Origin of the sequence: Anaeromyxobacter paludicola (genome assembly GCF_023169965.1) — a bacterium.
GTDB classification, from domain to species: Bacteria; Myxococcota; Myxococcia; order Myxococcales; family Anaeromyxobacteraceae; genus Anaeromyxobacter_B; species Anaeromyxobacter_B paludicola.
On record NZ_AP025592.1, the window covers coordinates 3,315,276 to 3,340,933 of the forward strand.

Sequence of the window (25,658 nt, forward strand, 5' to 3'; positions counted from 1 at the left end):
CATGAACGAGACCGCCCAGACCCCCGCCCCCCGCCAGCAGGACCCGCTCCGCCCGGTCGAGCCGGCCGCGCCGGCGCAGGCCGCGCCCGAGCGGCCGGACCGCTCGCGCCGCAAGCCCTTCATCATCCTCGGCGGGCTCACCGTCGCGGTGCTGCTCGGGCTCGGCCTCTACCTGCTCGTGACCGCCGGCCAGGAGAACACCGACGACGCCCAGGTGGAGGCCGACGTGGTGCCGCTCGCCCCGCGCGTCGGCGGCCAGGTCCTCCAGGTGTCGGCCACCGAGAACCAGCCGGTGAAGAAGGGCGACCTCATCCTCCAGATCGACCCGGCAGACTACGAGGCCCGCGCCGCCGTGGCGCACGCCGAGCTGCGCACCGCCGAGGCCCAGGCCGACGCGGCCGAGGCGCAGGAGCGGGTGGCCGGCGCGAGCGCGACCGGCGGCTACGCCACCGCCGAGGCGGCGGTGTCCGGCTCCTCGGTGGCGGTCGCGAACGCCGACGCCCAGCTCGCCGCGGCCCGCGCCGGCCTCGTCCGCTCGGAGGCCGACGTCCGCAAGGCCGACCTCGACCTCTCGCGCGCCAGGCAGCTCGTGGCCGCGCGGGCGGTGCCGCAGCAGCAGCTCGACAACGCCCAGGCCGCGGCCGACGCGGCCCACGCCGCCCTCGCCCAGGCGCGCGCCCAGGTCCGGGCCGCCGAGGAGGGCAAGCGCGCCGCCGAGGCGCGGGTCGGCGAGGCGCGCGGCCGGCTCGCCCAGTCGAAGCCGGTCTCGGCGCAGCTCGCGGCGGCCCACGCGGCGGCCGAGCTGGCGCGGGCGCGGGTCCAGGCCGCGACCGCCCAGGCCAAGCTGGCCGACCTGCAGCTCTCCTACACCCGCGTCGTCGCGAGCGAGGACGGGGTGGTCTCGAAGCTCGGGGTCCACGAGGGGCAGATCGTCCAGCCCGGGCAGCCGGTCATCGAGCTCGTGCCGGCGCGGAGCTACGTGCTCGCCAACTTCAAGGAGACGCAGATCGGGAAGATGAAGCCGGGGCAGAAGGTGGAGATCAGCGTGGACGCCTTCCCGGGCAAGAAGTTCGAGGGGAAGGTGGAGAGCCTCTCCGGCGGCACCGGCGCCCGCTTCGCGCTCCTGCCCCCCGACAACGCCTCGGGCAACTTCGTGAAGGTGGTGCAGCGCGTGCCGGTGCGGATCGCCTGGGAGAAGCCGCCCGCGGTCCGCCTCGCCGCCGGCCTCTCGGCCGACGTCACTGTCTACACGAAGTAGGAGCCGCCCCCATGCGCCCCTTCGCCCCCCCGGCCGCGCTCGCGGCCCTGCTCCTCCTCCCCGCGCTCGCCGGCGCCCAGGCGGCGCCCGCTCCAGCCAGGCCCGGCGCCGCTTCCCCCGTGGCCGCCGAGCCCCAGAGGTCATCCCCTCTCCCCGCAGGGGGAGGGCCAGGGAGGGGGGAATCCCAGCCGCTCTCCGAGGACGAGGTCCTCCGCCGCGCCCTCGCCCGCAGCCCCGCGCTCCGCGCCGCCCGCGCCCGCGCCGAGGCCGCCGGCGCGCAGGCCGCGAGCGTGCGCGGCCACCTCCTTACGGCCGTGAACGTCTCGGACGAGTTCCAGCACTGGGACAGCACCTTCGGCATCGCCTTCCCCATCGGCCCCACCCCGCTCGCGCTCGTGGCCCGCGAGCAGGACACCAACACGTTCGTCGCCTCCGCCGGCCAGCCGCTGCTCGGGCTCCTGCACCTCGGCGCCGATGTCTCGGCCGCCGGCGCGCAGGCCGACGCCGCCCGCGCCGACGTCCGCGCCACCGAGGCGGCCGTGCGCGAGCAGGTGCGCCAGGCGCTGCTCCGGCTGCACGAGGCGCGCGCGCTCGGCGAGATCGCGAGGGCCTCGGTGGCCCAGCTCACCGACCAGCTCCAGGTGACCCGCTCCCGCGTGCAGGCCGGCGTGCAGACCAACGCCGACGCGCTGCGCGTCGAGACCGCGCTCGCCAACGCCCGCCAGCAGGTGATCCAGGCGCAGGCGCAGGAGCAGGCCGAGAAGGCCGGGCTCCTCATCGCCGTGGGCGACAGCCCCTACGCGCAGGCCGACTTCGCCGAGCCCCCGCTCCCCGAGCCGGCCGCGCCGCCCGCGCTCGAGCCGGCGGTGAAGGAGGCGCGCGCGAAGCGCCCCGAGCTCGAGGCCGCGCACCGCGTCGAGGCCGCCGCCGGCCGCCGCGCCACCGCGCGCGCGCTCGACCTGCTGCCCGAGGTGAACGCCGAGGCCGCCTACCTGCACGTGAGCGGGCAGGCCTTCCAGCCGGTGGACTCCGGCTTCGTGGGCGTGAAGGCCGACTGGCCGATCTGGGATTGGGGCGCGAAGTGGTACGCCCGCGGCGCCGCCAGCGCCCAGGCCGACGCCGCCGCCGCGCAGGCCGCGCAGGTGCAGGACCAGGTGGAGACCGAGGTGGCGGCGCGGCTCGCCTCCACCCTCGCCGCCGGCAACGCCGTGGAGGTGGCCCGCACCGCCATCGCCAGCGCCGAGGAGGCCTACCGCGTCACCGACGCCCTCGTCCGCGCCGGCAGCGCCACCACCACCGACCTCCTCGACGCCCAGTCGGCGCTCACCACCGCGCGCCAGAACCTCACCCGCGCGCGCTACGCCTACGCCGGGGCGCGCATCGCGCTCGGGCGGGCGATGGGCGAGTAGGGCGCGGTTCGCCGCTCCCGCAGGGGCGCGGCACCCGCGAGGCCTCGCTGACGAACCGCTCCGCCCCCGCTAGGCTCTCTCCCGGTCAGGGAGGCGCGCATGTCCGGTTCGGTCGAGTTCTTCGAGCAGCAGTTCCAGCGCCAGGTGGCGCGCGGCGAGTTCGCCCTCAACCCCTTCGAGCAGGACGCGCTGCCGTTCCTCTCCGGCCGGCTGCTCGACTTCGGCTGCGGCCTCGGGAACCTCTCGCTCGAGGCGGCCCGGCGCGGCTGCCGCGTGGTGGCCGTGGACGGAAGCCCCACCGCCGTGGAGCGGGTGCGGCGCGCCGCCGAGGCCGAGCAGCTCCCGGTGGAGGCGGCGCGCGCCGAGCTCGGCGACTACCAGCCGGCAGGGCCGTTCGACGCCGTGGCGGCGATCGGCGTGCTCATGTTCTTCCCCGAGCCGCTGGCCCGCGCGCGCCTCCTGGACCTGCAGGCGCAGGTGAGGCCGGGCGGGGTGATGGCCGTCACCGTGCTCACCGAGGGCACCACCTTCCTCGACGTCTTCGGCGGGGCCGAGGGTTACCTCTTCCGCAAGGGCGAGCTCGCCGAGCGGTTCGCCGGGTGGGAGACGCTCTTCTTCAAGCCCGGCTCGTTCCCCTCGCCGGACGGAAGGGTGAAGGAGTTCGAGAGCCTCGTGGCGAGGAGGGTGGGGTAGCGCCGGCTCCTCGAGCCCCGCTACCCCCTCGTCAGCAGCCCCAGCCCCGCCAGCGTGAGCGCGATCCCCGCCGCCCGCGCCGGCGAGAAGCTCTCCCGGAAGACGAGGCACGCGAGGGGCACGAGCAGCAGCGCCGCGACGCCGTTCACCGCCACGGCCGACCACTGCATCATCGCCCCGCTCCGGTAGGCGAGCAGGAACCCGATCTCGATGAGCACCGCCCCGAGCGCGAGGAGCAGCACCGGCCAGCGCACGAGGTCGCGGCTCCAGGCGTAGGTGGGGCCGCCGGCCGAGAAGAGGGGCGCCGCCAGCGCGCAGAGGAGGAACGCCACCGCGTAGACCGCCATGAGCAGCACCATGGGGTTCGCCCGGGCGGCGTTGGTCCGCTGCCCGAGGTGGTAGGTGACGCTCCCCAGGGCGGCGACGAGGAGGAACAGGAGCGGGGACTTCATGGCGCCTCGGTGCGGGGAGGTGGACGGAGCGGGACGCGGGCGATCGCGCGCGCCGCCCTCGCCTTCTACACGGACCGGCCCGCCGTCAGGAGAGGATCCTGAGCCCGCTCCCCTTCGGCGCCTTGCGGGCCGCGAGCGGCCGCTCCGCCGGCCTCGGCCCGCGCGCCACCACCTTGCCGACGAGGTCGTAGTCGCCGGCCTCGGTCACCTCGAGGGTCACGAACTGCCCGGGGTAGACCGCGCCGCCGCCGTCGGCGACGTCGTTCACGTAGGTCACCCCGTCGATCTCCGGCGCCTGCTGGGCGTGGCGGCCGGCGAGGAGGTGCTCCGACTCCTCGCTCGCCCCCTCCACCAGCACCTCGAGCCGCCGCCCCACCACGCCCTCCTGGTGGGCGCGGGCGATCTCCTGCTGCCGCTCCATCACGGTGGCGTACCGCGCCTTCTTCACCGCCTCGGGGATCTGGCCCTCCATCTCCCCGGCGAGCGTGCCCTCCTCGCGCGAGTACTCGAAGACGCCGAGCCGCTCGAAGCGCTGCTCCTCCACGAAGCGGAGGAGATCCTGGAAGTCCTCCTCGGTCTCGCCGGGGAGCCCGACGATGAGCGAGGTGCGGAGCGCCAGCCCGGGGACGCGGGCGCGCAGCTTCGCGAGGAGGTCGCGCATGAACTGCGAGTCGCGGCCGCGCCGCATCGACCGGAGCAGCCGGTCGCTCGAGTGCTGCAGCGGCATGTCGAGGTACTTCACGATCTTCTCCTCGCGCGCCATCACGTCGATGAGCGCGTCGGGGAAGTCGCGGGGGTAGGCGTAGTGGAGCCGGATCCAGCGGATCCCGTCCACCTTGCAGAGCTCGGGCAGGAGGTCGTGCAGCCGCACCTTGCCGGCCAGGTCGTAGCCGTAGGCGGTGAGGTCCTGGGCGACGAGCGACAGCTCCACCGTGCCCTGGGCGGCGAGCGCCTCGGCCTCGGCCAGGACGTCGTCCACCGGCCGCGAGTGCTGCGGCCCGCGCAGCTTCGGGATGATGCAGAAGGCGCAGGCGTTGTCGCAGCCCTCGGAGATCTTGAGGTAGGCGGTGTGCGAGGGGAGCGAGTTCACCCGCGGGGTGGAGGCGGCGTGGACGAAGTCGGGGTCGGGCGCGATGACGCGCTTCGCCTGCGCGTCGCCGACGATCCGGGCGATGTCGGCGTAGGCGCCGGTGCCGACGAAGTGGTCCACCTCGGGCATCTCGGCGGAGAGCTCGGCGTGGTAGCGCTGGGTGAGGCAGCCGGCGACGACGAGCTGCTTGCAGCGCCCCTCGCGCTTCTGCTCGGCCATGGCGAGGATCGCCTGGATCGACTCCTCCTTGGCGCTCTCGATGAAGCCGCAGGTGTTGACGACGATGACCTCGGCCTCGCCCGGATCCTGCGTGAGCCGGTAGCCCGCGTCGGAGAGGGTGCCGAGCATCACCTCGGAGTCCACCCGGTTCTTGGGGCAGCCGAGGGTGTGCATGTAGACGCGGGTGCTCATGAGGGCGGCGGATCTAACAGGTCGGCGCACCGGATCGCAACGCGCGGCCGGCCCGCGATCCTCCCGCGCCGCGCCGCGGCGGCCTCGCGGGCTGCCGGCTAGAGCGACTGCGAGAGCTGGAGGGCGCCCGAGACGGCGTTGCCGTCGAGCGGGAGCAGCGCGCCGAGCGCCATCGCGGTGCGCGGGCCGAGGGCCCACTTGAGGCTCGTGCCCAGCGCCACGGTCGCACCATCGACGCTGAAGTCGCTCACCAGCTCCACGAGCGCCCGGCAGCGCGCGGTGAGGGCGAGCGCGGCCGAGCCGCCGGCCTGGAGGTGCGGCGCGAGCGCTCCCACGCTCGCTCCGGCGGCGATGGCGGCCCGGAGCGTGACGTGGCCGACCGGGCGGAGCGCGCCCAGGCCGAGGAGCAGCTCGGTGTCGCCGGGCGCGTCGCCGCCGACCGCGTCGAGCGACGCGGCGAGGCCGCTTGAGGGAGGCGGCCGGGGTGGAGAGCCCCACGGCGCGGCCGTCGGTGACGCCCACGTCGGCGGTGAGCCCGAGCCGGTCGCCGAGCGGCAGGGCGAGCTGGAGCCGCGAGGGGGCGAGCAGGGGCGCGGCCCCGCCCGAGGTGTCGGGGTCTCCCTGCTGCAGCGCCGTGCTGAGCACGACGCCGGCCTCGCCGGGCGGGAGGGCGTCGGGGAGGAAGAGGGCTTCGGCGATCACCTCGGCGTCGCCGGCGCGCGCGGCGCGAGGAGCGGCGGAGAGGAGCAGGCAGAGCACCGCCAGCCGGGTCAACGGGCGCATGTCCAGGCTCGAGTGGGGCGCGATGGCGCCCCGCGGGCTCTGGGTTCGGCGACCGCGGGCCTCGTGGTGGGATCGGGGGCTCCGGAGGAGACCTCGATGGAGCTTCTAGATGAACATGCGACTCACTATCAAGGTTCTTGCGAGAGGTCCAGTCCGCTCAGCCGCGGCAGCGCCGGCGCGGCGCGGGCCCGGGCGGAGGTGAACCGCTCGCGGTGCAGGAAGCCCTGGACCGCGTCCACGCCGAGCGCCTCGGCGAGCCGGAGGTGGTCGGCGGTCTCCACGCCCTCGAGCACCGTCCGCTTGTCGAGCCGGACCGCCAGGGCCACGAGCGCCTCCAGCAGCCGGAGCTGGCCCGGGTCGCTGGCGCGCGCCACCCAGCTCCGGTCGAGCTTCCAGACGGCGGCGGCCTGGAGCGCCTCGAGCGACAGGAGCGTGTCGGGGGCGCCGATGTCGTCGAGCGCCACGCAGAGCGCGCGCCGGCGCAGCGCCGCCACCAGCGCGCGCCCCTGGACGGCGTCGCTCACGGTGACGTTCTCGATCACCTCCACCACCCGCGGGGCGGGTGCCGGGGCGGCGAGCAGGTCGAGGAGGGCGTTCGAGCCGTCGAGCCGCCAGCCGGCGGCGAAGCTGTCCGGGTCGAGGTTCAGGTGGAGCGGGGCGGGGGGCGCGTGGGCGAGCTGGAAGCGCTTCATCTCGAGCTCGATCTCGAAGAGGAGCGCGGGCTGGCGATGGAGGGCGGCGAAGGCGACGGCCGGGGAGATGGGGGCGCCGTCCTCGGCGTGGAAGCGGGACAGCGCCTCGAACCCGAGCACCTCGCCGGTGCCGACCGACACGATGGGCTGGTACTCGGCGCCGTAGCGGCCTTCGCGCACTGCGGCCGCCACCTCGGCGACGGAGAGGTGGGGGAGGTGCTCGTCAGGTTGGGAACTCTCGATGGGGTCCATGAGGTTGCGACGCATTATCAGAATGGCCGGACAGGCGCCAGTCTGCGGGTCTACTGTGGAAGCAGCCAGGGACGCCGGTGCCGGACCCCGGTGCCGGAGATTCGCGACCTTGGCGAGTACCCGGTGCCGGAGATCCTCCTTTCGCGGGACCCCGGAAGCGACGTGCGCCCGGCTACCCTCCCGCTAAGCCCACGGCCCGACAGGAGGAATCACCATGAGGCGCCTCGCCCTCGCCGCCCCCCTCGCCCTCTTCGCCGCCGCGCTGCTGCCCCGCGCCGCCCTCGCCGAGCCCCCCGCCCACGCCCGGCTCGTGGATGCCAAGGGGCAGGAGCTCGGCACCGCCAAGCTCGTCGAGGAGGACGGGGGCGTGAAGATGGAGCTGATGGTCGCGAACCTTCCGCCCGGGAAGCACGGCATCCACGTCCACGCGGTCGGCAAGTGCGACCCGCCCGACTTCAAGAGCGCCGGGCCGCACTTCAACCCGGGCAACAAGCACCACGGCCTCCACAACCCGCAGGGCCCGCACGCTGGCGACCTCGCCAACCTCGAGGTGAAGCCCGACGGCCGGGCCCGCGAGCTGGTCACGCTGAAGGGCGTGACCCTGGGCGGCGGCGAGAGGTCGCTGTTCCAGCCGGGCGGGACCGCGCTCGTCATCCACGCGGATCCGGACGACGAGAAGACCGATCCGGCCGGCAACTCCGGCGCGCGGATCGCGTGCGGGGTGATCGAGAAGGGCGCGGGGCAATAGGCAGCGGGAGGGGGCTCCCTGCGCCTCAGTCCCTGAAGTTCTGGAACGAGACCGGGAAGGGGTAGTTCTTCGCCCGCACCGCGTGCATCACGCCCTGCAGGTCGTCCTTCTTCTTGCCCGAGATCCGCACCGCCTCGCCCTGGATGCTGGCCTGGACCTTGAGCCCGCTCTCCTTCACGAGGGCCACGATCTTCTTCGCGTCCTCGCTCTTGATGCCCTTCTTGAGCTTCACGAGCTGCCGCACGTGGCCGCCGGCCGCCGGCTCCACCTTCTGCGGATCGAGCCCCTCGAGCGGCACGCCGCGCTTGGCGAGCTTCTCCATCAGGACCTGGTGGGCCGCCTCGCAGCGCCCCTCGCTGTTGGCCTTGATGAGGATGGCCCCGTCCTTGTCCCGCTCGAGATCGGTGCTCGTCCCCTTGAAGTCGTACCGCTGGGCGAGCTCCTTCCGCGCCTGGTTGAAGGCGTTGTCCACCTCCATCATGTCGAGCTCGGAGACGATGTCGAAGCTGGGCATGGCCGTGCGTAACCTCCCTCAAAGTTCGAGCACCACAGGTAACACGGTCGGCCGCCGGCCGCCGCTCTTGCGGAAGTAGCGGCGCACCGCCACCCGCAGCGCCTCCTGCACCTCGGCGACGTCGGCCCGGGCCTGCGGCGAGAGCTCCTCGACCGCCCGGAGCGCCTCGCCCCGGAGCTCGGCCTCGGTCCCCTCGAAGCCGGCCACGCCCTTCGCGAAGAGATCGGGCCCGCGGACCACCTCGCCGCTCGCCTTGTCCACCACCAGCACCACGGTGCAGAGCCCCGCCTCGGCGAGCAGCCGGCGGTCCTTCACCACCAGCGCCCCGATGTCCTCCCCGGCGAGCGCCTCGCGATCGGTGTAGACGCGCCCCACCGGCAGCTTCTCCGGCAGCACCCGCGCGCCGTCGTCGGAGAGCTCGAGCACGTCCCCGTCGAGGAGCAGGTGCCGGTGGGCCACCCCCTCGGCGGCGGCGTGGGCGGCGTGGCGGGAGAGCTGCCGGTACTCGCCGTGGATGGGGACGAAGCGCTCCGGCCGGAGCGTCCGGATGAGCCGGCGCTGCTCGTCCTCGGCGGCGTGACCGGAGACGTGGACCCGCGGCCCGCCCTCGTAGACCACCTCGGCGCCGCGCCGGCAGAGGTCGTTCACCACCTGCCCGATCGCGAGCTCGTTCCCCGGGATGTGGCGCGAGGAGAGGATGACGAGGTCGCCCGGCTCGACCGTCAGCTCCGGGTGCTCGCCGCGGGCGAGGCGGGCCAGCGCGCTCCGCGGCTCGCCCTGGGTGCCGGTGGTGACGACGCAGAGCTCTCGCGGCGGCAGCTCGCGGGCCTCCTCGGGCGTGCAGCCCTGCCAGCCGGCGAAGGAGAGGTACCCGAGCTCGCGCGCCAGCCGGACGTTCTGCTCCATCGACCGCCCGAGCAGCGCCACCCGCCGCCCCTCGGCCCGCGCCGCCTGGCCCACCTGCTGGATCCGGTCGATGTTGGAGGCGAAGCAGGCCACGAAGACCCGCCGCGTCGCCCGCTCGAACAGCGCCGCCAGCCCGGGCGCCACCGCCGCCTCCGAGAGCGAGCTCCCCGGCCGCTCCGCGTTGGTGGAGTCGGAGAGGAGCAGCCGCACCCCCTCCCGGCCGAGCGCCTCGAGGCGGGCGAGGTCGAAGCCGCGCCGCGAGACCGGCGTCTCGTCGATCTTGAAGTCGCCGGTGTGGACGAGCGTGCCCTGGGGCGTCGAGATCGCGAGCGCGCAGGCGTCGGGGATCGAGTGGGTGACGCTCACGAACTCCACCGCCAGCGGCGAGCCCTCGCCGAGGTCGCGGACGTCGCCCGGCCGGACCTCGCGCAGGTCGGCCGCGATCCCCATCTCGGCGCAGCGCCCGCGCAGCAGCTCCAGGGCGAAGCGCGGCGCGTAGACCGGCACCGGCACGTCGCGCAGGAGGAAGGGGAGGGCGCCGATGTGGTCCTCGTGGCCGTGCGTCACGAAGACCGCCCCCACCTGCGCCTTGCGCTCCTTGAGCCAGGAGAGGTCGGGGGCGATCACGTCCACGCCCAGGTTCTCGTTCGGGAAGAGGATGCCGCAGTCCACGACCGCGATCCGCCCCTCGCACTCGTAGGCGGTGCAGTTCATGCCGACCTCTCCGAGGCCTCCGAGGGCGGCGATGCGGACGGGGGGTGCCATGGGCCGCGCACTCTATAACGGGGCGCCCGGCCCCGGCGCCCTTCCGGCGGCCGCTGGCGCGCGCCCTCCGCCCCGGGGCCCTCCTGGGCCTTCCGCCGCGCCGCCGGCCGGGCGATGATCCCCCCATGCCCGGCCCGTGGTCCCTCCGCGCCCGCCCCGCCCCCGCGCCGCCGAGCCCGGGCGCGCAGCGCGCCTGGCTGCGGCCCCTGGGCGAGCAGGCCTTCTCGCGCGCCGCCGGGGCGCCGCTCGTCCCCGGGAACCGGGTGCGCCTCCTGCGGGACGCCGCCGAGAACTTCCCGGCCTGGCTGCGGGCCATCGAGCGCGCCGAGCGGAGCGTCTGGTTCGAGGCCTACATCCTCGCCGGCGACCAGATCGGGACCCGCTTCGCGCGGGCGCTCGCCGAGAAGGCCCGGCAGGGCGTGCAGGTGCGGGTGCTGCACGACTGGCTCGGAGGGCTGGGCGAGGCGGACCGCGGCTTCTGGCGGCGGCTCGCCGCGGCCGGCGTCGAGGTGCGCTGCTTCAACCCGCCGCGCCTCGAGAGCCCGCTCGCCTTCCTCCGGCGCGACCACCGCAAGTGCACCGTGGTGGACGGCGAGCTCGGCTTCGTCTCCGGCCTCTGCGTCGCCGACCGCTGGTGCGGGGACCCGGCCCGCGGCGAGCCGCCCTGGCGCGACAGCGGCCTCGAGGTCCGCGGCCCGGCGGTGGCCGACCTCGCGCGCGCCTTCGCGCGGACCTGGGCCGAGGCCGGCCCCGCCATCCCCCTGGGCGAGCTCCCCGACCCGTCCGACCTGCCCGCGGCCGGCGACACGGCGGTGCGGGTGGTCGCGACCGAGCCCGCCACGGCCGGCCTCCTCCGGCTCGACCAGCTCATCGCGGCCGTCGCCCGGGAGCGGCTCTGGATCACCGACGCCTACTACGTCGGCATGCCGAGCTACGTGCAGGCGCTGCGCGGCGCCGCGGCCGACGGGGTGGACGTGCGCTTCCTCGTGCCGGGCCGGAGCGACCTCGGCCTCGTGAAGCGGCTCGGGACCGCCGGCTACCGGCCGCTGCTCGAGGCGGGCGTCCGGCTCTTCGAGTGGTCCGGCCCCATGCTGCACGCCAAGACCGCGGTCGCCGACGGGCGCTGGGCGCGGGTCGGCTCGTCCAACCTCAACGCCTCGAGCTTCATGGGCAACTGGGAGCTCGACGTGGCGGTGGAGGACGAGGCCTTCGGCGCCGAGATGGAGCGGCAGTTCGAGGCCGACCTGGCGACGGCGACCGAGGTGGTGCTGAGCCGGAGGCGGCGGCCGGTCCACGGGCCGCCCGCGCCGCGGCCGCGCGTCCGCGAGGGCTCGGCGGTGGCCACCGCCGGCGCCATGCGGCTCGGCAACGCCGTCGGCGCGGCGCTGAGCGGGCACCGGCTGCTCGGGCCGGCCGAGGCGAGCCTGCTCCTCTTCGCCGGGCTGGCGCTCCTCGGCCTCGTCGTCGTCACCGGCCTCTACCCGCGCGCCGTGCTCGCGCCGTTCCTGGTGCTGGGCGCCTGGATCGGCGTCGCGCTGGTGCTGCGCGGGGTGCGGCTCTGGCGCGAGCGGCCGCCGCCGGAGGGGCCGCCGCCGCCCGCGGCGTGAGCCCGGGAGCGACCTCTGGCGCGCGACCCCGGCCCTCCCGGCCGGAATGGATTATGTTGCGCCCCGATGTCCGCGCCCGACCTGCTCCAGGACCTGAACGACGCCCAGGCCGCCGCGGTGCTGCACGGCGACGGCCCCCTGCTCGTCCTCGCCGGGGCCGGCTCCGGCAAGACCCGCGTCATCGTGCACCGCATCGCCCACCTCGTCACCGAGCGGCGGGTGATGCCGTGGCACGTGCTCGCGGTGACCTTCACCAACAAGGCCGCCGGCGAGATGCGCGAGCGGCTCGAGGCGCTCCTCGGGCCGCAGGCGCGCGAGCTCTGGCTCAGCACCTTCCACGCCTTCGGCGCCCGCTTCCTGCGGCGCGAGGCGCACCGCGCCGGGCTCCCGCCCGACTTCGCCATCTACGACGACGACGACCAGCTCCGCCTGGTGAAGTCGGAGCTCGCCGCCGCCGGCATGGGCGACGACGACCGGATGGGCCCGCGCGCCGTCCTCACCCGCATCGACCGCTGGAAGAGCGCCGGCCACCTGCCGGGCGGCGTGAAGGTGGGCGACTACGACGTGGAGGGGCAGGCGGCGCTCGAGATCTACCGGCGCTACGAGAAGCAGCTCGCGCGGGCCGGCGCGGTGGACTTCGGCGACCTCCTGCTCCGGCCGCTCGAGCTCCTCGAGTCCGACCCCGACCTCTTGCGCTACTGGTCGGGCCGCTTCCGCTACCTCCTCGTGGACGAGTTCCAGGACACGAGCGCCATCCAGCTCGAGCTGGTGAAGCTCCTCGCCGGGGCGGCGCGGAACGTCTGCGTGGTGGGCGACGACGACCAGGCCATCTACCGGTGGCGCGGCGCCGACGTCTCCAACATCCTCGACTTCGACCGGACCTTCCCCGGCACGCGGGTGGTGAAGCTCGAGCAGAACTACCGCTCCACGAGCCGCATCCTCGAGGCCGCCCACGCCGTCATCGCCAAGGCGGCGCGGCGGCGGGAGAAGAAGCTCTGGACCGCGCAGGAGGGGGGCGCGCCGCTCCGGCTCCTCGTGGCCCAGGACGAGCACGAGGAGGGCGAGAAGGTGGCCCGCGCCGCGGCCGGCCTGCGCGCCGAGGGGGTGCGGCTCGACGAGATCGCCGTCCTCTACCGGACCAACGCCCAGTCGCGCCCGCTCGAGGCGGCGATGCGGAGCGCCCGCCTCCCCTACGTCATCGTCCGGGGCCAGAGCTTCTACGAGCGGGCCGAGGTGAAGGACGCCGCCGCCTACCTGCGGCTCGCGCTCAACCCGCGCTCCGACCTCGACCTCGCCCGGGTCATCAACCGGCCGGCGCGCGGCATCGGCGAGAAGACGGTGGAGCGGCTGCGGGCCTACGCCGCCGTGAAGGAGCTCCCGCTCATCGAGGCGCTCGGCGACCGCGACGCCATCTCCGAGCTGAAGCCGGCCGCCCGGAAGGCGCTCGCCGCCTTCCACGACCTCGTCCTCGGGCTGAACCGCGACATCGGCGGGCTCGACGCCGGCGTGGCGGTGCAGGAGGTGCTCACCCGCTCCGAGATGATCGAGAAGTTCCGGGCCGAGGGGAGCGACGAGGGGGTGGAGCGGGTGGAGAACCTGCTCGAGCTGGTCGCCGCCGCGCGCGAGTTCGACGAGGCCCACGCCGGCGAGCCCCCGCCGCGCGACCCGGAGGAGCAGCTCCCCTCGCCGGTGGCGCGCTTCCTCGAGCAGCTCGCGCTCCTCGGCGACGCCGACGCCCCCACGCCCGAGGGGCGGGTGGCGCTCATGACGCTCCACGCCGCCAAGGGGCTCGAGTTCGACGCGGTCTTCATGGCGGGCATGGAGGACGGCACGCTGCCGTACGAGCGGCCCTGGTCCGACGACGGCCCGGCGGAGGTGGCCGCCGCGCAGGACGAGGAGCGGCGGCTCTGCTACGTCGGCATGACGCGGGCGAAGAAGCTCCTCACCCTGTCGCTGGCGCGCCGGCGCATGGGGTTCGGCGAGAACGGCCCGAGCTTCCGCGCCACCGAGCCCTCGCGCTTCCTGGGCGATCTCCCGCCCGAGCTCTTCGGCCTCCCCGCGCGCGCCCCCGCCGCCGCGCCGCGCCCGTCGGGGCCGGTCATCCGCCGCCACCCGGGCGCGCTCCCCGGCGAGCCGGTCATCGAGCTCGACGAGGCCGACGGGTTCCAGGAGTCCCGCCCGCCGCCCCGCGCCGCGCCCCCGCTCCGCCGCCCCGCCGCGCCCCGGGGCGAGCCGGAGATCGACTACTCCTACGACCAGTCGCAGGCCTCCGGCGGCGGCGCCCCGTTCCCGCGCGGCGCCCGGGTGGTGCACCCGTCGCTCGGCGAGGGCGTGGTGAAGTCCTGCGACGGCGCGGGCGCGGAGGCCAAGGTGACGGTGGCGTTCTTCGGGGCCGGCGAGAAGCGGGTGCTGGCGCGGTTCCTCAGGCCCGGGTAGCGCTCAGAGCGTCCTCACCCCGAACACCAGCGACACGAGGAACGAGATGATCGCCATGGCGATGGCGATGAGCAGCGCGTGCCCCACCCCCACCCCGTAGGCGAAGGTGACCGTCGCGAGCCAGATGACCACGTAGAGCAGCCACGGCAGGAGCAGGAACCAGAGGAACTTCGCGAGCGTGAGGTACCAGGCCGCCGAGAGGAGGAAGGCGACGAGCAGCGCCGTCCCGAAGGTGTTCCGGGGGTTTCCCGGCGTGACCCACCCGACCGAGAGCATCAGCACCACGGCCGAGGCGGCCCAGCGGACCAGGAAGGCGGCGACGTGCGCGAACATGCCCTCACGATAGCCGGTCGCCCCGCCCTCGCGCCCCCTTTATACTAGGGCATGGCGACCTCGACGCCCCACCCCGGCGACTTCCCCCCCGTGACGGAGGAGCTGCTCCGGGCCCTCCCCAAGACCGACCTCCACTGCCACCTCGACGGCTCGCTGCGCCTCGAGACCATCCTCGACCTCGCCGAGAAGCAGAAGGTCCGGCTCCCCGCCGACACGCCCGAGGGGCTCGCCCGGGCCATCCACATGGGCCAGAACACCGGCTCGCTCGAGAAGTACCTCGAGGCCTTCGACGTCACCCTCTCGGTGCTCCAGACCGAGGAGTCGCTCTACCGGGCCGCCTACGAGCTCGCCATCGACGCCGCGCGCGAGAACGTGCGCTACCTCGAGGTGCGCTACGCGCCGGTGCTCCACACCCGGCTCGGCCTCAAGCCGACCACCATCGTGGACGCGGTGCTCGAGGGGCTCCGGGTCGCCAAGCGCGAGACCCACGTCAAGTCGAACGTCATCATCTGCGGGATCCGGCACATCGACCCCGCGACCTCGCTCCGGCTCGCCGAGCTGGCGGTGGCCTACAAGAACCGCGGCGTGGTGGGATACGACCTCGCCGGCGCCGAGGAGGGCTACCCCTCGAAGGACCACCAGGCGGCGTTCCAGCTCATCCTCTCCAACAACGTCAACGTGACCATCCACGCCGGCGAGGCCTTCGGCCCGGAGTCGATCGCGCAGGCGGTCCACTACTGCGGCGCCCACCGGATCGGCCACGGCGTGCGGCTGCGCGAGAACGGCGACCTCCTCAACTACATCAACGACCACCGGGTGCCGCTCGAGATGTGCCCGTCGTCGAACGTGCAGACCGGGTCGGTGGCCGACATGAAGAGCCACCCGCTCAAGTTCTACTTCGACTTCGGCCTGCGGGTGACCATCAACACCGACAACCGGCTCATCACCGACACCACGCTGACGAAGGAGCTCGGCATCGCCCACCGCGAGATGGGCTTCACGCTCGAGGACCTCTGCACGCTCATCGTGTCGGGGTTCAAGAGCGCCTTCCTCCCGTACCGGGAGAAGGCCGACCTCCTCAAGGCGGTGAACCAGGAGATCGCCGCCGTCCTGGCGAAGCACGGCGCGCCGCCCAAGCTCGTGGAGTCGCTGCCGCGGAACGCCAGGGAGGCGTAGAGGGGGGCGCCTCCCTCGGCGGCGAACGGCCTGGCCCGTCGTGGGCCGACCGTGGCGCGGCCCGGTCATCCCGTCCGCCTCAGGCCTGCTCGTCCTCGCCCTCGTCCCGCGTGAACTCGGGATACCTCGTCGCCAGGCAGGTCGGGCAGAGGCCGTGGCTGAACTCGGCGCCGGTGCGCTCCCGGACGTAGACCTCCATCGGGCTCCAGTTTCCCCGGTCGTCCCGGATGTTCTTGCAGTGCATGCAGATGGGGAGGAGGCCGCGCAGCGTCTTGATCTGCGCGACCGCCTTCTGCAGGGCGGCCTCGGTTCGCTTGCGGGCGGTGATGTCGCGGGCGATCACCACCAGCCTGGTCGGTCGCCCCTCCGCGTCGCGGATGAGGGCGCTGTTCACCTCGATGTCGAAGGTGCTGCCGTCCCGGCGCAGCCCCCGGTATTCGCTCGGACCCGACACCTCGCCCCGGAAGAGGAGGGCGACCCTGGACATGGCGCGCTCCCGGTCCTCCGGCACCAGGAAGTCGGTGACCTTGAGCCCCATGCCCTGCTCCGTGCTCTCGAAGCCGAACATGGTCACGGCGTTGGGCGAGACCATCAGGACCCGGCCCTCGAGATCGGCGATCGTGATGTCGTCGGGAGACGCGTTCAGGATCGACCGGTAGAGCGTCTCGCTCTCCCGGAGCCGCTCCTCCGTCTGCTTGCGCTCGGCGACCTCCCTCGCCAGGCCCGCGTTCGCCTCGGAGAGCTGCCGGGTCCGCTCGGCCACCCGCTGTTCCAGGACTTGCGTGCGGCTCTCCAGCTCCTTCAGCGGATACACCTCGCCCTCGCGGACCAGGTGGTACGGAATGGAGATGCTGCTGTGCGTGATCTTCCAGCCCGACGTCTCCTTGCGGAAGATCAGGACCAGGCGGGCGGTCTCCCGCGACAGCACGTGGTCCTCGATCGGCAGGTGGATCTTGAAGAAGCTGGTGGCGACGGCGATCGTCTCGGACAGCGACTGGAGGGCGACGTCCTCCAGCTCGAGGCGAATGGGGTCCCGGACCTGGGAGAAGTCCTGGCGGGTGATCGCGACCCACTCCTCGCGGTCCTTGACGAGGACGTCGCCGCCGCCGGCGAAGCCGGAGAAGTCCTCGCTGAAGAAGCCGGTGAGCCGGTCGTCGCGGGAGGCGTACATCCGGAGGTAGTCGTCGAGGAGCTTCCGGATCGTCGCGTGATCGCCGGGATTCATTGGCCCGGAGTCTACCCTGTCCGAGCTCCGCGCCCGTCCGGAGTCTTCGGCCGGGCGGCGCCCGGAGCCTCTGCCGCGCAAGGCCTGGAAGGCGTAGAATCCGGAGCGCCATGACCGCCCTCGCCCGCTACCGCTCGCCCCTGGGGCCGATCGCCGTGGAGGCGTCGGACGAGGGCGTCTGCGCCCTCCACCTCGGCGCGCGCACGCCCGCCCGGCCGCCGGTGTCGGCGCTGACGCGCCGCCACGTGGAGGACGCGCTCGCGGCGCTCGAGGACTACTTCGCCGGCCGCGCGCCGCCGCGCCTGCCCGCCTTCGACCTGCGCGGCACCGAGTTCGAGCGGACGGTCTGGGAGGAGCTGCTCCGGATCCCCTTCGGCGAGACGCGCACCTACGGCGAGATCGCGCTCGCCCTCGGCCGCCCCGGCGCGGCGCGCGCCGTCGGGGCGGCCAACGGGCGGAACCCGGTCGCCATCCTCGTCCCCTGCCACCGCGTGGTGCAGGCGGGCGGCCGGCTCGGCGGGTACGCCGGCGGGCTCGACGCGAAGCGCTGGCTGCTCGCCCACGAGGCGGCGCACGCGCCGCTGCTGCGGGTGAGCCGCTAGGGCCGCCGCGCCAGGACCACCATGTTGTCCCCGAGGTTCACGGGGACCGGCAGCCGGTCGGGCACGAGGAAGCGGGCGGCGCGGAAGAGGGGCGCGAGGCGGGGGAAGGCGGCCGCGAGCTTGCGCAGCAGGTAGCCCGCCGAGACGGTGTGGCTGTAGTTCCGGACCGCCTCCACCTCGAAGCCCACCTCGCGCAGGAGCAAGGGCAGCGTGCTCCGGTCGAAGTAGACGAGGTGCATGTCCATGAGCCACGGCCAGCGGGCGCCGAGCGCGCGGGCCACCAGGCTGCCGGCGTCGATGGTGGACAGGTAGGCCCGCCCGCCCGGGCGCAGGAGCCGGAAGGCCTCCCGGAGCTCGGCCCGCGGGTCGGCGAAGTGCTCCACCACGTCCCAGAGCGTGAGCACGTCGTAGGCCTCGCCGCTCGCGGCGCGCTCGGCCAGGGTCTCGCCGTGGATGGTGAGGCCGAGGGAGCGGGCGTGCCCGGCCGCCCAGCGCGAGAGCTCGATCCCCTCGGCCGCGAACCCGCCCTGCCGCGCCACGTCCACGAAGTAGCCGCAGTACGCGCCCACGTCGAGGAGGCGCCGCCCGCGCGGCGCGCCGAGCAGCGGCAGCACGCGCCGGAAGGTGAGGTACCGGTTCTCCTTCTCCGCCAGGTAGACCGGGTCCTCCACGTCGGCGTAGAGCGCGAGCAGGTCCTCGTTGCGAGGGAGCGGCCACTGGAAGAGCAGGCCGCAGTCGAGGCAACCCCAGATGGGCGGGTGAGCGCGGTGCCCGAAGCTCGTACAGTTGTAGGCCCTGGCGTCGGGCGCCGGGGCGGCCCCGCGGGCGGGGAAGCGGAGCGCCAGCCGGCCGCCGCCGCACAGGTAGCAGCGAGGAGGCACCGGCGCGAGGGCGGGCCCGGCCAGGGCTGCGGAAGCGTTCTCTCTCACGGCGCCGACTCCATAGCACGGGCACCCGCCCGCGCGCACATTGATGGCCTGACCGCCCGTTTCTTGCCACCTCGGGGCGGCTGGGCGACAGTCGGCGGTGACGGAGGGGACGTACACAAATGGCAAAAGTGCTCGCGATGATCCTGGCCGGCGGTGAGGGGCGCCGGCTCGACCCGCTGACCCGCGAGCGCGCCAAGCCCGCGGTGCCGTTCGGCGGCCGCTACCGCATCATCGACTTCGTCCTCTCCAACTTCGCCAACTCCGGCGTGCTGCAGATGAAGGTGCTGGTGCAGTACAAGTCGGACTCGATGAACACCCACGTGCAGCGCGCCTGGCGGCTCACCCCGCTGCTCGGCGAGTACGTGGAGATCGTGCCGGCGCAGATGCGCGTCGGGCCCAAGTGGTTCGAGGGCTCCGCCGACGCCATCTACCAGAACCTCAACATCATCACCGACGAGGAGCCGGACTACACCTTCGTCTTCGGCGCCGACCACGTCTACCGCATGGACGTGCGGCAGATGCTCGACTTCCACAAGGAGAAGCGCGCCGACCTCACCGTCGCCGCCATCCCCATCCCCAAGGAGGAGGCGAGCGAGTTCGGCATCATCGAGGTGGACGAGGACGGCCGCATGATCGGCTTCGTGGAGAAGCCGAAGAGCGACCCGAAGACCATGCCGGGCGACCCGACCCGCTGCCTCGCGTCGATGGGGAACTACCTCTTCGGCACCGAGGCGCTGGTCCAGGAGATCGTGCGCGACGCCGGCGACCCGAACAGCGCGCACGACTTCGGCAAGTCGATCGTGGCCTCGATGTACCCGCGCAAGCGGGTGTTCGTGTACGACTTCGCGAAGAACGAGGTGCCCGGGCAGAGCCTGAAGGAGCGCGGGTACTGGCGCGACGTCGGGAGCCTCGACGCCTACTACCAGTGCAACATGGACCTGGTCGCGGTGGACCCGGTCTTCTCGCTCTACAACGACCGCTGGCCCATCTACACGATCCAGTACAACTACCCGCCGGCCAAGTTCGTCTTCAACAACGAGAAGGAGCACCGCGTCGGCCACGCCACCGACACGCTCGTCTCCGAGGGCTGCATCATCTCCGGCGGCCACGTGCACCACTCCATCCTCTCGCCGAAGGTGCGCATCAACAGCTACGCCTTCGTGGAGGACTCGATCCTCTTCGAGAACGTGAACATCGGCCGGCACTGCAGGATCCGCCGGGCCATCATCGACAAGCACGTGGACATTCCGGCGGGCACCTCCATCGGCTACGACCTCGACGAGGACAAGAAGCGCTTCCACGTCACCGAGAGCGGGATCGTGGTCATCCCCAAGGGGATGCGCATCGAGGGCGCCTGAGGGCCTGCGAAGGCTCCGGCTGGCGGACGCGCGTGCCGACGCTCGATCAGGAGATCGCCCGGCTCTTCGTGGTCGGGTTCCAGGGCACGAGCCCGACCCCGGAGGTGCTGGAGCTCGTGCGGCGCGGCGTGGGGGGCGTGATCCTCTTCGCCCGCAACGTCGCCGACGCCGAGCAGGTGGCGGCGCTCTCGGCGGCGCTCAAGCGGGCGGCCGGCCGGCCGCTCCTCGTCTCCATCGACCAGGAGGGCGGGCGGGTGGCGCGGCTGCGGGCGCCGCAGGGCTTCACCGAGCTGCCGCCCATGCGCGCCGTCGGCCAGCTCGGGGACGAGGGGCTCGCCTTCGAGGTGGGCGCGCTGCTCGGCCGCGAGCTCCGCGCCGCCGGGGTGGACCAGGACTACGCGCCGGTGGTGGACGTGGACACGAACCCCGCCAACCCGGTGATCGGCGACCGCAGCCTGTCGCGCGATCCGGCCGAGGTGGGCCGGCTCGGGGCGGCGCTCGCGCGCGGGCTCCAGTCGGCCGGCGTGGCCGCCTGCGCCAAGCACTTCCCCGGCCACGGCGACACCAGCCAGGACTCGCACCAGGACCTGCCGCGCCTGCCGCACGCCCTCGACCGGCTGGAGCGGGTGGAGCTCGTGCCGTTCCGCGCGCTCGCCCGGGCCGGGGTGGCCTCCGTGATGACGGCGCACGTGGTGTTCGAGGCGCTCGACCCGCGCCTCCCGGCGACCCTCTCGGCGCCGGTGCTCCGGCTGCTCCGCGAGGCCTGCGGCTACCGCGGCTGCGTGGTCTCCGACGACCTCGAGATGAAGGCGGTGGCGGAGCACTTCGCGCTCGAGGAGGCGGTCCCGGCCGCGCTCGCCGCCGGGGTGGACCAGCTCCTCGTCTGCCACACCCCCGAGAAGCAGCACCGGGCCATCGACCTCGCGCGCGCCGCGGTGGAGCGCGGCGAGGTCCCGGGCGCCCGGCTCGCCGAGGCCGGCGCGCGGGTGGACCGGCTCCTCGCCTGGGCCGGCCCGCCGCCCGACCCCGCGGCGGTGCGCCGTGCGCTGCGCACGCCGGAGCACCTCGCCCTGGTGGGCCGGATCCCGCCGCTCGCGGTGGGGCGCGATCCGACGGCGTAGAGGCGGGGGTCAGGCCCGCTGGAGGATCCGGGCCGCCAGCATGCCGTAGAGCGACCCGCGCGCCTCGTCGAGCGCCTTGCCGCTCTCCCGGGCCAGCTCCGAGACCGTGCGGACCCCGTCCACGCGGGTGAGGAGCTGCTTCTCCCACGACGCGAGCGGCACCTCGCCGGGCGGGAAGACCGGCGCGAGCGAGGGCGCGAGCCGCTCCGCGTCGGGCAGCAGCCGCTGCAGCCGCTCCCGCCGGTAGAGCCGCTTCACGCCGCGCAGGATGAGCGACGCCGGGTGGATGGCGAGCTTGATCTCCTCGCTCTCGCGCGCGGCGGTGAAGTGGAAGCGGTACGCCCCCTCCTCCCAGCCGAAGAGCGTGTAGATGATCGCCTTCACCTGCTGGCCCACGTAGTAGGCCTTCTCGTCGGGATCGAGGTGGCCGAGCTCCACCAGCACCTCGCCCATGCGCCGGCGGGTGGCGTCCACGATCGCCACCGCCTCCCCGAGCTGCTCCTCGGTGAGTTTGCCCACCCGCACCAGGAACGGCCCGAGCCGATCGGAGCGCAGGTTGGAGATGGCGAAGCGCGGCAGCCCCTGCTCGAAGAAGACGGTCTTCCTCACCGGGCCGCGCTGCACGGTGAGCTCGCCGGTCTGCTGCGCCAGGTAGAAGGCGGCGAGCAGGTCGGGCAGGTTGTCGCGGAGCGCTCCCTCCGGCGGCGGGGTGGGCGCGGGCTCCGCGTCGGCCGGCGCCTCCGCCTCCTCGTCGTCCACCGCCACCTCGACGTCGAAGTCGTCGGGCGCGTCGGCCGGCGCGGGCGCCGGAGCGGGCGTGGCGGCGGCGGGCGCGGCTGGCAGGAGCGCGCGGATCGCCGCCATCAGGGCCTTGGCGTCGAAGGGCTTCTCGAAGTACCCGGCCGCGCCGTGCTGCGCCTTCGCCTCCTGCGCCGCCCGCGGCCCCTTGAAGACGCCGGTGACGAAGACGAACGGCACGCCCGCGTTCTTGCAGCAGGCGCCGACCTCGTAGCCCATCATGTCGGGCAGGAGGACGTCCACGATCGCCGCGTCGAGCCGCTGCCCGGCGATGGCCTCGATGGCCGGCTTGCCGCGGTTCACGAGGAGCGGCTCCCACCCTTCGCCGGAGACGAGCCGGCCGAGGAGCGTGAGCAGCTCCTGGTTGTCGTCCACCACCAGGATCCTGGGCATCGGGGGAACCATAGCAGGTGAGCCGGAGCGCGAGCAGCGCCAAGCGCGGGCGCCGCGCCCGGCCGGCGGGGGCGCGCCGCCGCTCAGGTCCGCCGCAGCACGACGAGCGACACCACCCCGGCCACCAGCCCCCAGAAGGCCGAGCCCACCCCCAGCAGCGTCACCCCGGAGGCGGTGACGAGGAAGGTGATGAGGGCCGCCTCGCGCTGCAGCTCGTCGCGCATCGCCGCGGCGAGGCCGTTGCCGATGGTCCCGAAGAGCGCCAGCCCGGCGAGCGCCGCCACGAGCTCCTTCGGGAAGGCGGCGAAGAGCGCGCCCACCGCGGCGCCGAAGATCCCGAGCAGGAGGTAGAAGACGCCGGCCGCGGCCGCCGCCACGTAGCGGCGGCGCGGGTCCTCGTGCGCCTCGCGCCCCATGCAGATGGCCGCGGTGATGGCGGCGAGGTTGAGGGCGTAGCCGCCGAAGGGGGCGAGGAGCAGGGTGGCGAGCCCGGTCCAGCTCACGATGGGCGACACCGGCGCCTCGCCGTACCCGGAGGCGCGCATCACCGCCACCCCGGGCACGTTCTGCGAGGCCATGGTGACGGCGAAGAGCGGGACGCCGAGGCCGATCACCGCGCCGAGGCCGAAGGTGGGCCGGGTGAAGATGGGGCGGGCGAGCGCGAAGTGGAACGAGGCGAAGTCGAGCTGGCCGCGCGCGGCGGCGAGCGCCGTCCCGACCGCGAGCACCCCGACCACCGCGTAGCGCGGCCAGAGCCGGCGGCCCGCCAGGTAGGCCGCGAACATGGCGAGCGGGAGGAGGAGCTGGGTCCGCATCGAGGTGAAGACGTCGAGCCCGAAGCGGAGCAGCACGCCCGCGAGCATGCCGGAGGCGAGCGAGACCGGGATGTACGACATGCCGCGCTCGAACCAGCGGGTCACGCCGAAGAGCAGGATGAGGGCCGCCGAGACCAGGAAGGCGCCCACCGCCGCCGACATGGGCAGGCCGGCGGCGCCGGTGGCGATGAGCGCCGCGCCCGGCGTGCTCCAGGCGGTGACCACCGGGATCCGGTAGCGGAGCGAGAGCCCGACGCCGGTGACGGCGATGCCGACCCCGAGGGCCCACATCCACGAGGCCACCTCGGCCGGGCCGGCGCCGCAGGCCCGGGCCGCCTGGAACACGATGGCGGCCGAGCTGCCGTAGCCCACGAGCACGGTCACGAAGCCGGCGACCACGGCGGAGAAGGAGAGGTCCTGGCGCAGCGACATCGGGCGAGGGTAGCGCAGGCCGGGGCGCCGCGCCGGGAAACGGGGGGCTTTCCCGGCGGGTCCGAGTCCGCTAGTTCTGTCCGCCCGGCCCGCGCCCGGTCCGGCCAAGGAGAGAGATGAGCAGAACGCCCGAGCGCTCCCGCGCCGCCGCCGGGGTGGCCTACGCCGCCGCCGCCTACCTGTTCTGGGGGCTCTTCCCGGCCTACTTCCGCACGCTCGCGGGCGTGCCGCCGCCGGAGATCCTGGCGCACCGGATCGTCTGGTCGGCCGCGTTCGTGGCCCTCCTCGTCACCGCGCGCGGCAGCTGGGGCGACACGCTGCGGCAGCTGCGCGTCCCGCGCACCGTCCCCACGCTGGCCGTGAGCGCGATCTTCATCTCGCTCAACTGGCTCACCTACATCTGGGCGGTCAACAACGGCCACGTCCTCGAGGCGAGCCTGGGCTACTTCGTGAACCCGCTCGTCACCGTGCTCCTCGGGGTGATCTTCCTGCGCGACCACCTGAGCCGGATCCAGGTGGTGTCGATCTGCCTCGCCGGGGCCGGGGTGCTGGCGCTCGTGGTCCGCGCCGGCCACGTGCCCTGGATCGCGCTCGCGCTGGCCCTCACCTTCGGCGCCTACGGCCTCATCCGCAAGCGGGTGCGGGTGGACGCGGTGCCCGGGCTGCTCGCCGAGGTGGCGGTGCTCGCGCCGGTCGCGCTCGCCTACCTGCTCTGGCTCGGCGGCGCCGGGGCCGGCCACTTCGGCCGGGGGCTCGGGCGGAGCGCGCTCCTCGCCTCCGCGGGCGTGGTCACCGCCGTCCCCCTCATCTGGTTCGCCAACGGCGTGCAGCGGCTCCGGCTCTCGACCATCGGCGTCCTGCAGTACCTCAACCCCACCATGCAGTTCCTCATCGCGGTCTTCGCCTTCGGCGAGCTCTTCACGCGCGACCACGCCATCGCCTTCGGCTGCATCTGGCTCTCGCTCGTCATCTACACGGCGGAGGCGGTGGCGCTCTCGCGGCGCCCGGCGGCGGCGGGGGCCGGCCGATGAGCGGCGCCCGCGCCCGGCGCGCCACCCTCGACGCCCTCGGGGCGATCGGGCTCTGGGGTACGCTCGCGCTCCTCGGGCTGAAGCTGCGCGGCGTGCCCCCCTTCCTGCTCGTCGGGTGCGCGCTCCTGCTCGGCGCGCTCTGCGGGCTGCGCGGGCTGCGCGCCGGCGCCGTGCGCGGGCCGGTGCTGCTGCTCGGCGTCTACGGGCTCTTCGCCTACCACTTCTGCCTCTTCCTGGCGCTCCGGCTGGCGCCGCCGGTCGAGGCGAACCTCCTCAACTACCTCTGGCCGCTCCTCATCGTGGTGCTGAGCCCGGCGCTCGTGCCCGGCGCGCGGCTCGGGCCGCGGCACGTGGCCGGCGCGCTGCTCGGGTTCGGCGGGGCCGCGCTGCTCGTCACCGGCGGCCGGCTCGGCTTCGCGCGCGAGGGGCTCCTGGGCTACCTGCTCGCGGTCCTGGCGGCGTTCATCTGGGCGACGTACTCGCTGCTCTCGAAGCGGCTCGGCAGCTTCCCCACCTCGGCCATCTCGAGCTTCTGCCTCGCCTCCGGGCTGCTTTCCCTAGGGTGCCACGCGCTCTTCGAGCCGCGCTACGTCCCGTCCGCCGGGGAGCTGCCGTTCCTGGTGCTCATCGGGCTCGGTCCCATGGGCGCGGCGTTCTACCTCTGGGACCGGGCGCTCAAGGGCGGCGACCCGCGCGTCATCGGCACGCTCGCCTACCTGACCCCGCTCCTCTCGACGGTGCTCCTCACCGCCTTCGGCGCCGGGCGGCTCGGCGGGCCGGCGCTCCTCGCCATGGGGCTCATCGTGGGCGGGGCCGTGGTCGGCACGTGGCCGGTGGGGGCGCGGGCCGCGGCGGGCCGCGCGGAAGCCGGCGCGCAGAGGCGCTGAGCCCCGGACGCGCGAGGCGTCGTGGCGCGCGCACGCGTGCCCCCCGCCGAGCGCCCGCGCGGCCGCGCCTCGGGCGGGCGCTGGAGCGCGCTTGTGCGGGCGGCCCGGGGTGCGCAGCGTTTCCCCCGGAGGGTGGCATGAACGGACTTCGGAAGCTGGTGGTGGTGGCCGCGTGCGCCGGGCTCGTCTCGAGCGGCGCCTGGGCGCAGGGCGCCGGCGGCGGTGGGGGCGGGGCGGGCGCCGGCGGGGGCGGGACGGGGACCGGCCTCGGCGCCGAGTCGTCGCCGAGCAGCGACAAGAGCGGGGGCGGCACCTCGGACGACGACAAGCTCCAGTCGCTCGACGGCGGGATGCGGCACCACAAGGCGAAGCGGGCGCGCAGGACGTCGGAGGAGTCGGGCACCGGCAGCAGCGACAGCTCGGCGACCGGGACCGGCAGCGGCGCGAGCGGCGGCACCGGCAGCGCGCGCGATCCCGACAACGACGGCGACGTGCACGACAGCGACTCGACGCAGGGGCGCTGAGCCGCCGCGCTTCGCCGC

At 74.4% G+C, this 25,658-nt stretch carries 24 protein-coding genes; 13 read left to right on the forward strand and 11 right to left on the reverse strand.

Going from position 1 to position 25,658, the window contains the following annotated elements; translation table 11 throughout:
- Window position 1: 1 nt before the first annotated feature.
- From AMPC_RS14830 to AMPC_RS14840, 3 genes are all read left to right on the forward strand, one after another.
- Complete coding sequence (locus AMPC_RS14830) at window positions 2–1,258, forward strand: HlyD family secretion protein (RefSeq protein WP_248342138.1); 1,257 nt, start codon at window positions 2–4, stop codon at window positions 1,256–1,258.
- Window positions 1,259–1,269: 11 nt separating this feature from the next.
- The gene (locus AMPC_RS14835; protein WP_248342140.1) at window positions 1,270–2,667 is read left to right on the forward strand and encodes a TolC family protein; all 1,398 of its coding nucleotides are present in this window, start codon (window positions 1,270–1,272) and stop codon (window positions 2,665–2,667) included.
- Window positions 2,668–2,766: 99 nt separating this feature from the next.
- Complete coding sequence (locus AMPC_RS14840) at window positions 2,767–3,360, forward strand: class I SAM-dependent methyltransferase (RefSeq protein ID WP_248342141.1); 594 nt, start codon at window positions 2,767–2,769, stop codon at window positions 3,358–3,360.
- 20 nt (window positions 3,361–3,380) lie between these two features.
- Here AMPC_RS14840 and AMPC_RS14845 read toward each other — a convergent pair whose 3' ends face one another.
- The 4 genes from AMPC_RS14845 to AMPC_RS14860 all read right to left on the reverse strand — a co-directional run bounded on the left by AMPC_RS14845 (window position 3,381) and on the right by AMPC_RS14860 (window position 7,040).
- Entirely contained in the window at window positions 3,381–3,812 is a 432-nt protein-coding gene (locus AMPC_RS14845; RefSeq protein ID WP_248342143.1) for a hypothetical protein, read from the reverse strand.
- Between the two features lie 85 nt (window positions 3,813–3,897).
- A complete protein-coding gene (gene rimO, locus AMPC_RS14850) occupies window positions 3,898–5,313 on the reverse strand; it encodes a 30S ribosomal protein S12 methylthiotransferase RimO (protein ID WP_248342169.1) in 1,416 nt (471 codons plus the stop codon).
- Window positions 5,314–5,411: 98 nt separating this feature from the next.
- Complete coding sequence (locus AMPC_RS14855; protein ID WP_248342172.1) at window positions 5,412–5,648, reverse strand: hypothetical protein; 237 nt, start codon at window positions 5,646–5,648, stop codon at window positions 5,412–5,414.
- Between the two features lie 576 nt (window positions 5,649–6,224).
- Window positions 6,225–7,040: an EAL domain-containing protein gene (locus AMPC_RS14860; protein ID WP_248342175.1), complete on the reverse strand. Its 816-nt coding sequence runs from the start codon at window positions 7,038–7,040 to the stop codon at window positions 6,225–6,227.
- A 214-nt stretch (window positions 7,041–7,254) separates the two neighbouring features.
- Between AMPC_RS14860 and AMPC_RS14865 the strand changes: the two genes are divergently transcribed.
- On the forward strand, window positions 7,255–7,788 hold the full coding sequence (locus AMPC_RS14865; RefSeq protein ID WP_248342178.1) for a superoxide dismutase family protein: 534 nt from the start codon (window positions 7,255–7,257) through the stop codon (window positions 7,786–7,788).
- 25 nt (window positions 7,789–7,813) lie between these two features.
- Here AMPC_RS14865 and AMPC_RS14870 read toward each other — a convergent pair whose 3' ends face one another.
- Window positions 7,814–8,302, reverse strand: coding sequence for a YajQ family cyclic di-GMP-binding protein (locus AMPC_RS14870; RefSeq protein ID WP_248342181.1), 489 nt, complete (start codon window positions 8,300–8,302; stop codon window positions 7,814–7,816).
- An 18-nt stretch (window positions 8,303–8,320) separates the two neighbouring features.
- The gene (locus AMPC_RS14875; protein WP_248342184.1) at window positions 8,321–9,973 is read right to left on the reverse strand and encodes a ribonuclease J; all 1,653 of its coding nucleotides are present in this window, start codon (window positions 9,971–9,973) and stop codon (window positions 8,321–8,323) included.
- A gap of 125 nt (window positions 9,974–10,098) precedes the next feature.
- Here AMPC_RS14875 and AMPC_RS14880 point away from each other — a divergent pair, with 125 nt between their 5' ends.
- Entirely contained in the window at window positions 10,099–11,580 is a 1,482-nt protein-coding gene (locus AMPC_RS14880; RefSeq protein ID WP_248342186.1) for a phospholipase D-like domain-containing protein, read from the forward strand.
- Window positions 11,581–11,646: 66 nt separating this feature from the next.
- Window positions 11,647–14,016: an ATP-dependent helicase gene (locus AMPC_RS14885; RefSeq protein ID WP_248342189.1), complete on the forward strand. Its 2,370-nt coding sequence runs from the start codon at window positions 11,647–11,649 to the stop codon at window positions 14,014–14,016.
- Window positions 14,017–14,019: 3 nt separating this feature from the next.
- Here the strand turns inward: AMPC_RS14885 and AMPC_RS14890 are convergent, their stop codons facing one another.
- Window positions 14,020–14,349, reverse strand: coding sequence for a hypothetical protein (locus AMPC_RS14890; RefSeq protein ID WP_248342192.1), 330 nt, complete (start codon window positions 14,347–14,349; stop codon window positions 14,020–14,022).
- Between the two features lie 51 nt (window positions 14,350–14,400).
- Between AMPC_RS14890 and add the strand changes: the two genes are divergently transcribed.
- Complete coding sequence (gene add / locus AMPC_RS14895) at window positions 14,401–15,525, forward strand: adenosine deaminase (protein ID WP_248342194.1); 1,125 nt, start codon at window positions 14,401–14,403, stop codon at window positions 15,523–15,525.
- A 79-nt stretch (window positions 15,526–15,604) separates the two neighbouring features.
- On the opposite strand, the gene AMPC_RS14900 is transcribed toward add, so the two are convergent.
- Window positions 15,605–16,750, reverse strand: coding sequence for a PAS domain S-box protein (locus tag AMPC_RS14900; protein WP_248342196.1), 1,146 nt, complete (start codon window positions 16,748–16,750; stop codon window positions 15,605–15,607).
- 110 nt (window positions 16,751–16,860) lie between these two features.
- On the opposite strand from AMPC_RS14900, the gene AMPC_RS14905 reads away from it, so the two are divergent.
- Window positions 16,861–17,352, forward strand: a complete 492-nt coding sequence (locus tag AMPC_RS14905) for a methylated-DNA--[protein]-cysteine S-methyltransferase (RefSeq protein WP_248342197.1) — start codon at window positions 16,861–16,863, stop codon at window positions 17,350–17,352.
- Here the strand turns inward: AMPC_RS14905 and AMPC_RS14910 are convergent.
- Window positions 17,349–18,281, reverse strand: coding sequence for a class I SAM-dependent methyltransferase (locus AMPC_RS14910; RefSeq protein WP_248342206.1), 933 nt, complete (start codon window positions 18,279–18,281; stop codon window positions 17,349–17,351). The two genes, AMPC_RS14905 and AMPC_RS14910, sit on opposite strands and share 4 nt — an antisense overlap.
- 119 nt (window positions 18,282–18,400) lie before the next feature.
- Between AMPC_RS14910 and glgC the strand changes: the two genes are divergently transcribed.
- Together glgC and nagZ are read left to right on the forward strand one after the other, a co-directional pair.
- Window positions 18,401–19,639, forward strand: a complete 1,239-nt coding sequence (gene glgC / locus AMPC_RS14915) for a glucose-1-phosphate adenylyltransferase (RefSeq protein ID WP_248342207.1) — start codon at window positions 18,401–18,403, stop codon at window positions 19,637–19,639.
- A gap of 32 nt (window positions 19,640–19,671) precedes the next feature.
- Window positions 19,672–20,760: a beta-N-acetylhexosaminidase gene (nagZ, locus tag AMPC_RS14920; protein ID WP_248342208.1), complete on the forward strand. Its 1,089-nt coding sequence runs from the start codon at window positions 19,672–19,674 to the stop codon at window positions 20,758–20,760.
- Between the two features lie 9 nt (window positions 20,761–20,769).
- On the opposite strand, the gene AMPC_RS14925 is transcribed toward nagZ, so the two are convergent.
- Both AMPC_RS14925 and AMPC_RS14930 read right to left on the reverse strand, forming a co-directional pair.
- On the reverse strand, window positions 20,770–21,951 hold the full coding sequence (locus AMPC_RS14925; protein WP_248342209.1) for a response regulator: 1,182 nt from the start codon (window positions 21,949–21,951) through the stop codon (window positions 20,770–20,772).
- Between the two features lie 83 nt (window positions 21,952–22,034).
- The gene (locus AMPC_RS14930) at window positions 22,035–23,198 is read right to left on the reverse strand and encodes a benzoate/H(+) symporter BenE family transporter (RefSeq protein WP_248342210.1); all 1,164 of its coding nucleotides are present in this window, start codon (window positions 23,196–23,198) and stop codon (window positions 22,035–22,037) included.
- A 116-nt stretch (window positions 23,199–23,314) separates the two neighbouring features.
- Here AMPC_RS14930 and rarD point away from each other — a divergent pair, with 116 nt between their 5' ends.
- From rarD to AMPC_RS14945, 3 genes are all read left to right on the forward strand, one after another.
- On the forward strand, window positions 23,315–24,229 hold the full coding sequence (gene rarD / locus AMPC_RS14935) for an EamA family transporter RarD (RefSeq protein WP_248342211.1): 915 nt from the start codon (window positions 23,315–23,317) through the stop codon (window positions 24,227–24,229).
- Window positions 24,226–25,116, forward strand: coding sequence for a DMT family transporter (locus tag AMPC_RS14940; RefSeq protein WP_248342212.1), 891 nt, complete (start codon window positions 24,226–24,228; stop codon window positions 25,114–25,116). The genes rarD and AMPC_RS14940 overlap by 4 nt, the downstream gene beginning before the upstream one ends.
- 137 nt (window positions 25,117–25,253) lie before the next feature.
- The gene (locus tag AMPC_RS14945) at window positions 25,254–25,640 is read left to right on the forward strand and encodes a hypothetical protein (protein ID WP_248342213.1); all 387 of its coding nucleotides are present in this window, start codon (window positions 25,254–25,256) and stop codon (window positions 25,638–25,640) included.
- Window positions 25,641–25,658: the final 18 nt, after the last annotated feature.

Coding starts and splice junctions, on each gene's coding strand:
- AMPC_RS14830 (WP_248342138.1), top strand. CDS start 2: ATGAACGAGACCGCCCAGACCCCCGCCCCCCGCCAGCAGGACCCGCTC.
- AMPC_RS14835 (WP_248342140.1), top strand. CDS start 1,270: ATGCGCCCCTTCGCCCCCCCGGCCGCGCTCGCGGCCCTGCTCCTCCTC.
- AMPC_RS14840 (WP_248342141.1), top strand. CDS start 2,767: ATGTCCGGTTCGGTCGAGTTCTTCGAGCAGCAGTTCCAGCGCCAGGTG.
- AMPC_RS14845 (WP_248342143.1), bottom strand. CDS start 3,812: ATGAAGTCCCCGCTCCTGTTCCTCCTCGTCGCCGCCCTGGGGAGCGTC.
- rimO (WP_248342169.1), bottom strand. CDS start 5,313: ATGAGCACCCGCGTCTACATGCACACCCTCGGCTGCCCCAAGAACCGG.
- AMPC_RS14860 (WP_248342175.1), bottom strand. CDS start 7,040: ATGGACCCCATCGAGAGTTCCCAACCTGACGAGCACCTCCCCCACCTC.
- AMPC_RS14865 (WP_248342178.1), top strand. CDS start 7,255: ATGAGGCGCCTCGCCCTCGCCGCCCCCCTCGCCCTCTTCGCCGCCGCG.
- AMPC_RS14870 (WP_248342181.1), bottom strand. CDS start 8,302: ATGCCCAGCTTCGACATCGTCTCCGAGCTCGACATGATGGAGGTGGAC.
- AMPC_RS14875 (WP_248342184.1), bottom strand. CDS start 9,973: ATGGCACCCCCCGTCCGCATCGCCGCCCTCGGAGGCCTCGGAGAGGTC.
- AMPC_RS14880 (WP_248342186.1), top strand. CDS start 10,099: ATGCCCGGCCCGTGGTCCCTCCGCGCCCGCCCCGCCCCCGCGCCGCCG.
- AMPC_RS14885 (WP_248342189.1), top strand. CDS start 11,647: ATGTCCGCGCCCGACCTGCTCCAGGACCTGAACGACGCCCAGGCCGCC.
- AMPC_RS14890 (WP_248342192.1), bottom strand. CDS start 14,349: ATGTTCGCGCACGTCGCCGCCTTCCTGGTCCGCTGGGCCGCCTCGGCC.
- add (WP_248342194.1), top strand. CDS start 14,401: ATGGCGACCTCGACGCCCCACCCCGGCGACTTCCCCCCCGTGACGGAG.
- AMPC_RS14900 (WP_248342196.1), bottom strand. CDS start 16,750: ATGAATCCCGGCGATCACGCGACGATCCGGAAGCTCCTCGACGACTAC.
- AMPC_RS14905 (WP_248342197.1), top strand. CDS start 16,861: ATGACCGCCCTCGCCCGCTACCGCTCGCCCCTGGGGCCGATCGCCGTG.
- glgC (WP_248342207.1), top strand. CDS start 18,401: ATGGCAAAAGTGCTCGCGATGATCCTGGCCGGCGGTGAGGGGCGCCGG.
- AMPC_RS14925 (WP_248342209.1), bottom strand. CDS start 21,951: ATGCCCAGGATCCTGGTGGTGGACGACAACCAGGAGCTGCTCACGCTC.
- AMPC_RS14930 (WP_248342210.1), bottom strand. CDS start 23,198: ATGTCGCTGCGCCAGGACCTCTCCTTCTCCGCCGTGGTCGCCGGCTTC.
- rarD (WP_248342211.1), top strand. CDS start 23,315: ATGAGCAGAACGCCCGAGCGCTCCCGCGCCGCCGCCGGGGTGGCCTAC.
- AMPC_RS14940 (WP_248342212.1), top strand. CDS start 24,226: ATGAGCGGCGCCCGCGCCCGGCGCGCCACCCTCGACGCCCTCGGGGCG.
- AMPC_RS14945 (WP_248342213.1), top strand. CDS start 25,254: ATGAACGGACTTCGGAAGCTGGTGGTGGTGGCCGCGTGCGCCGGGCTC.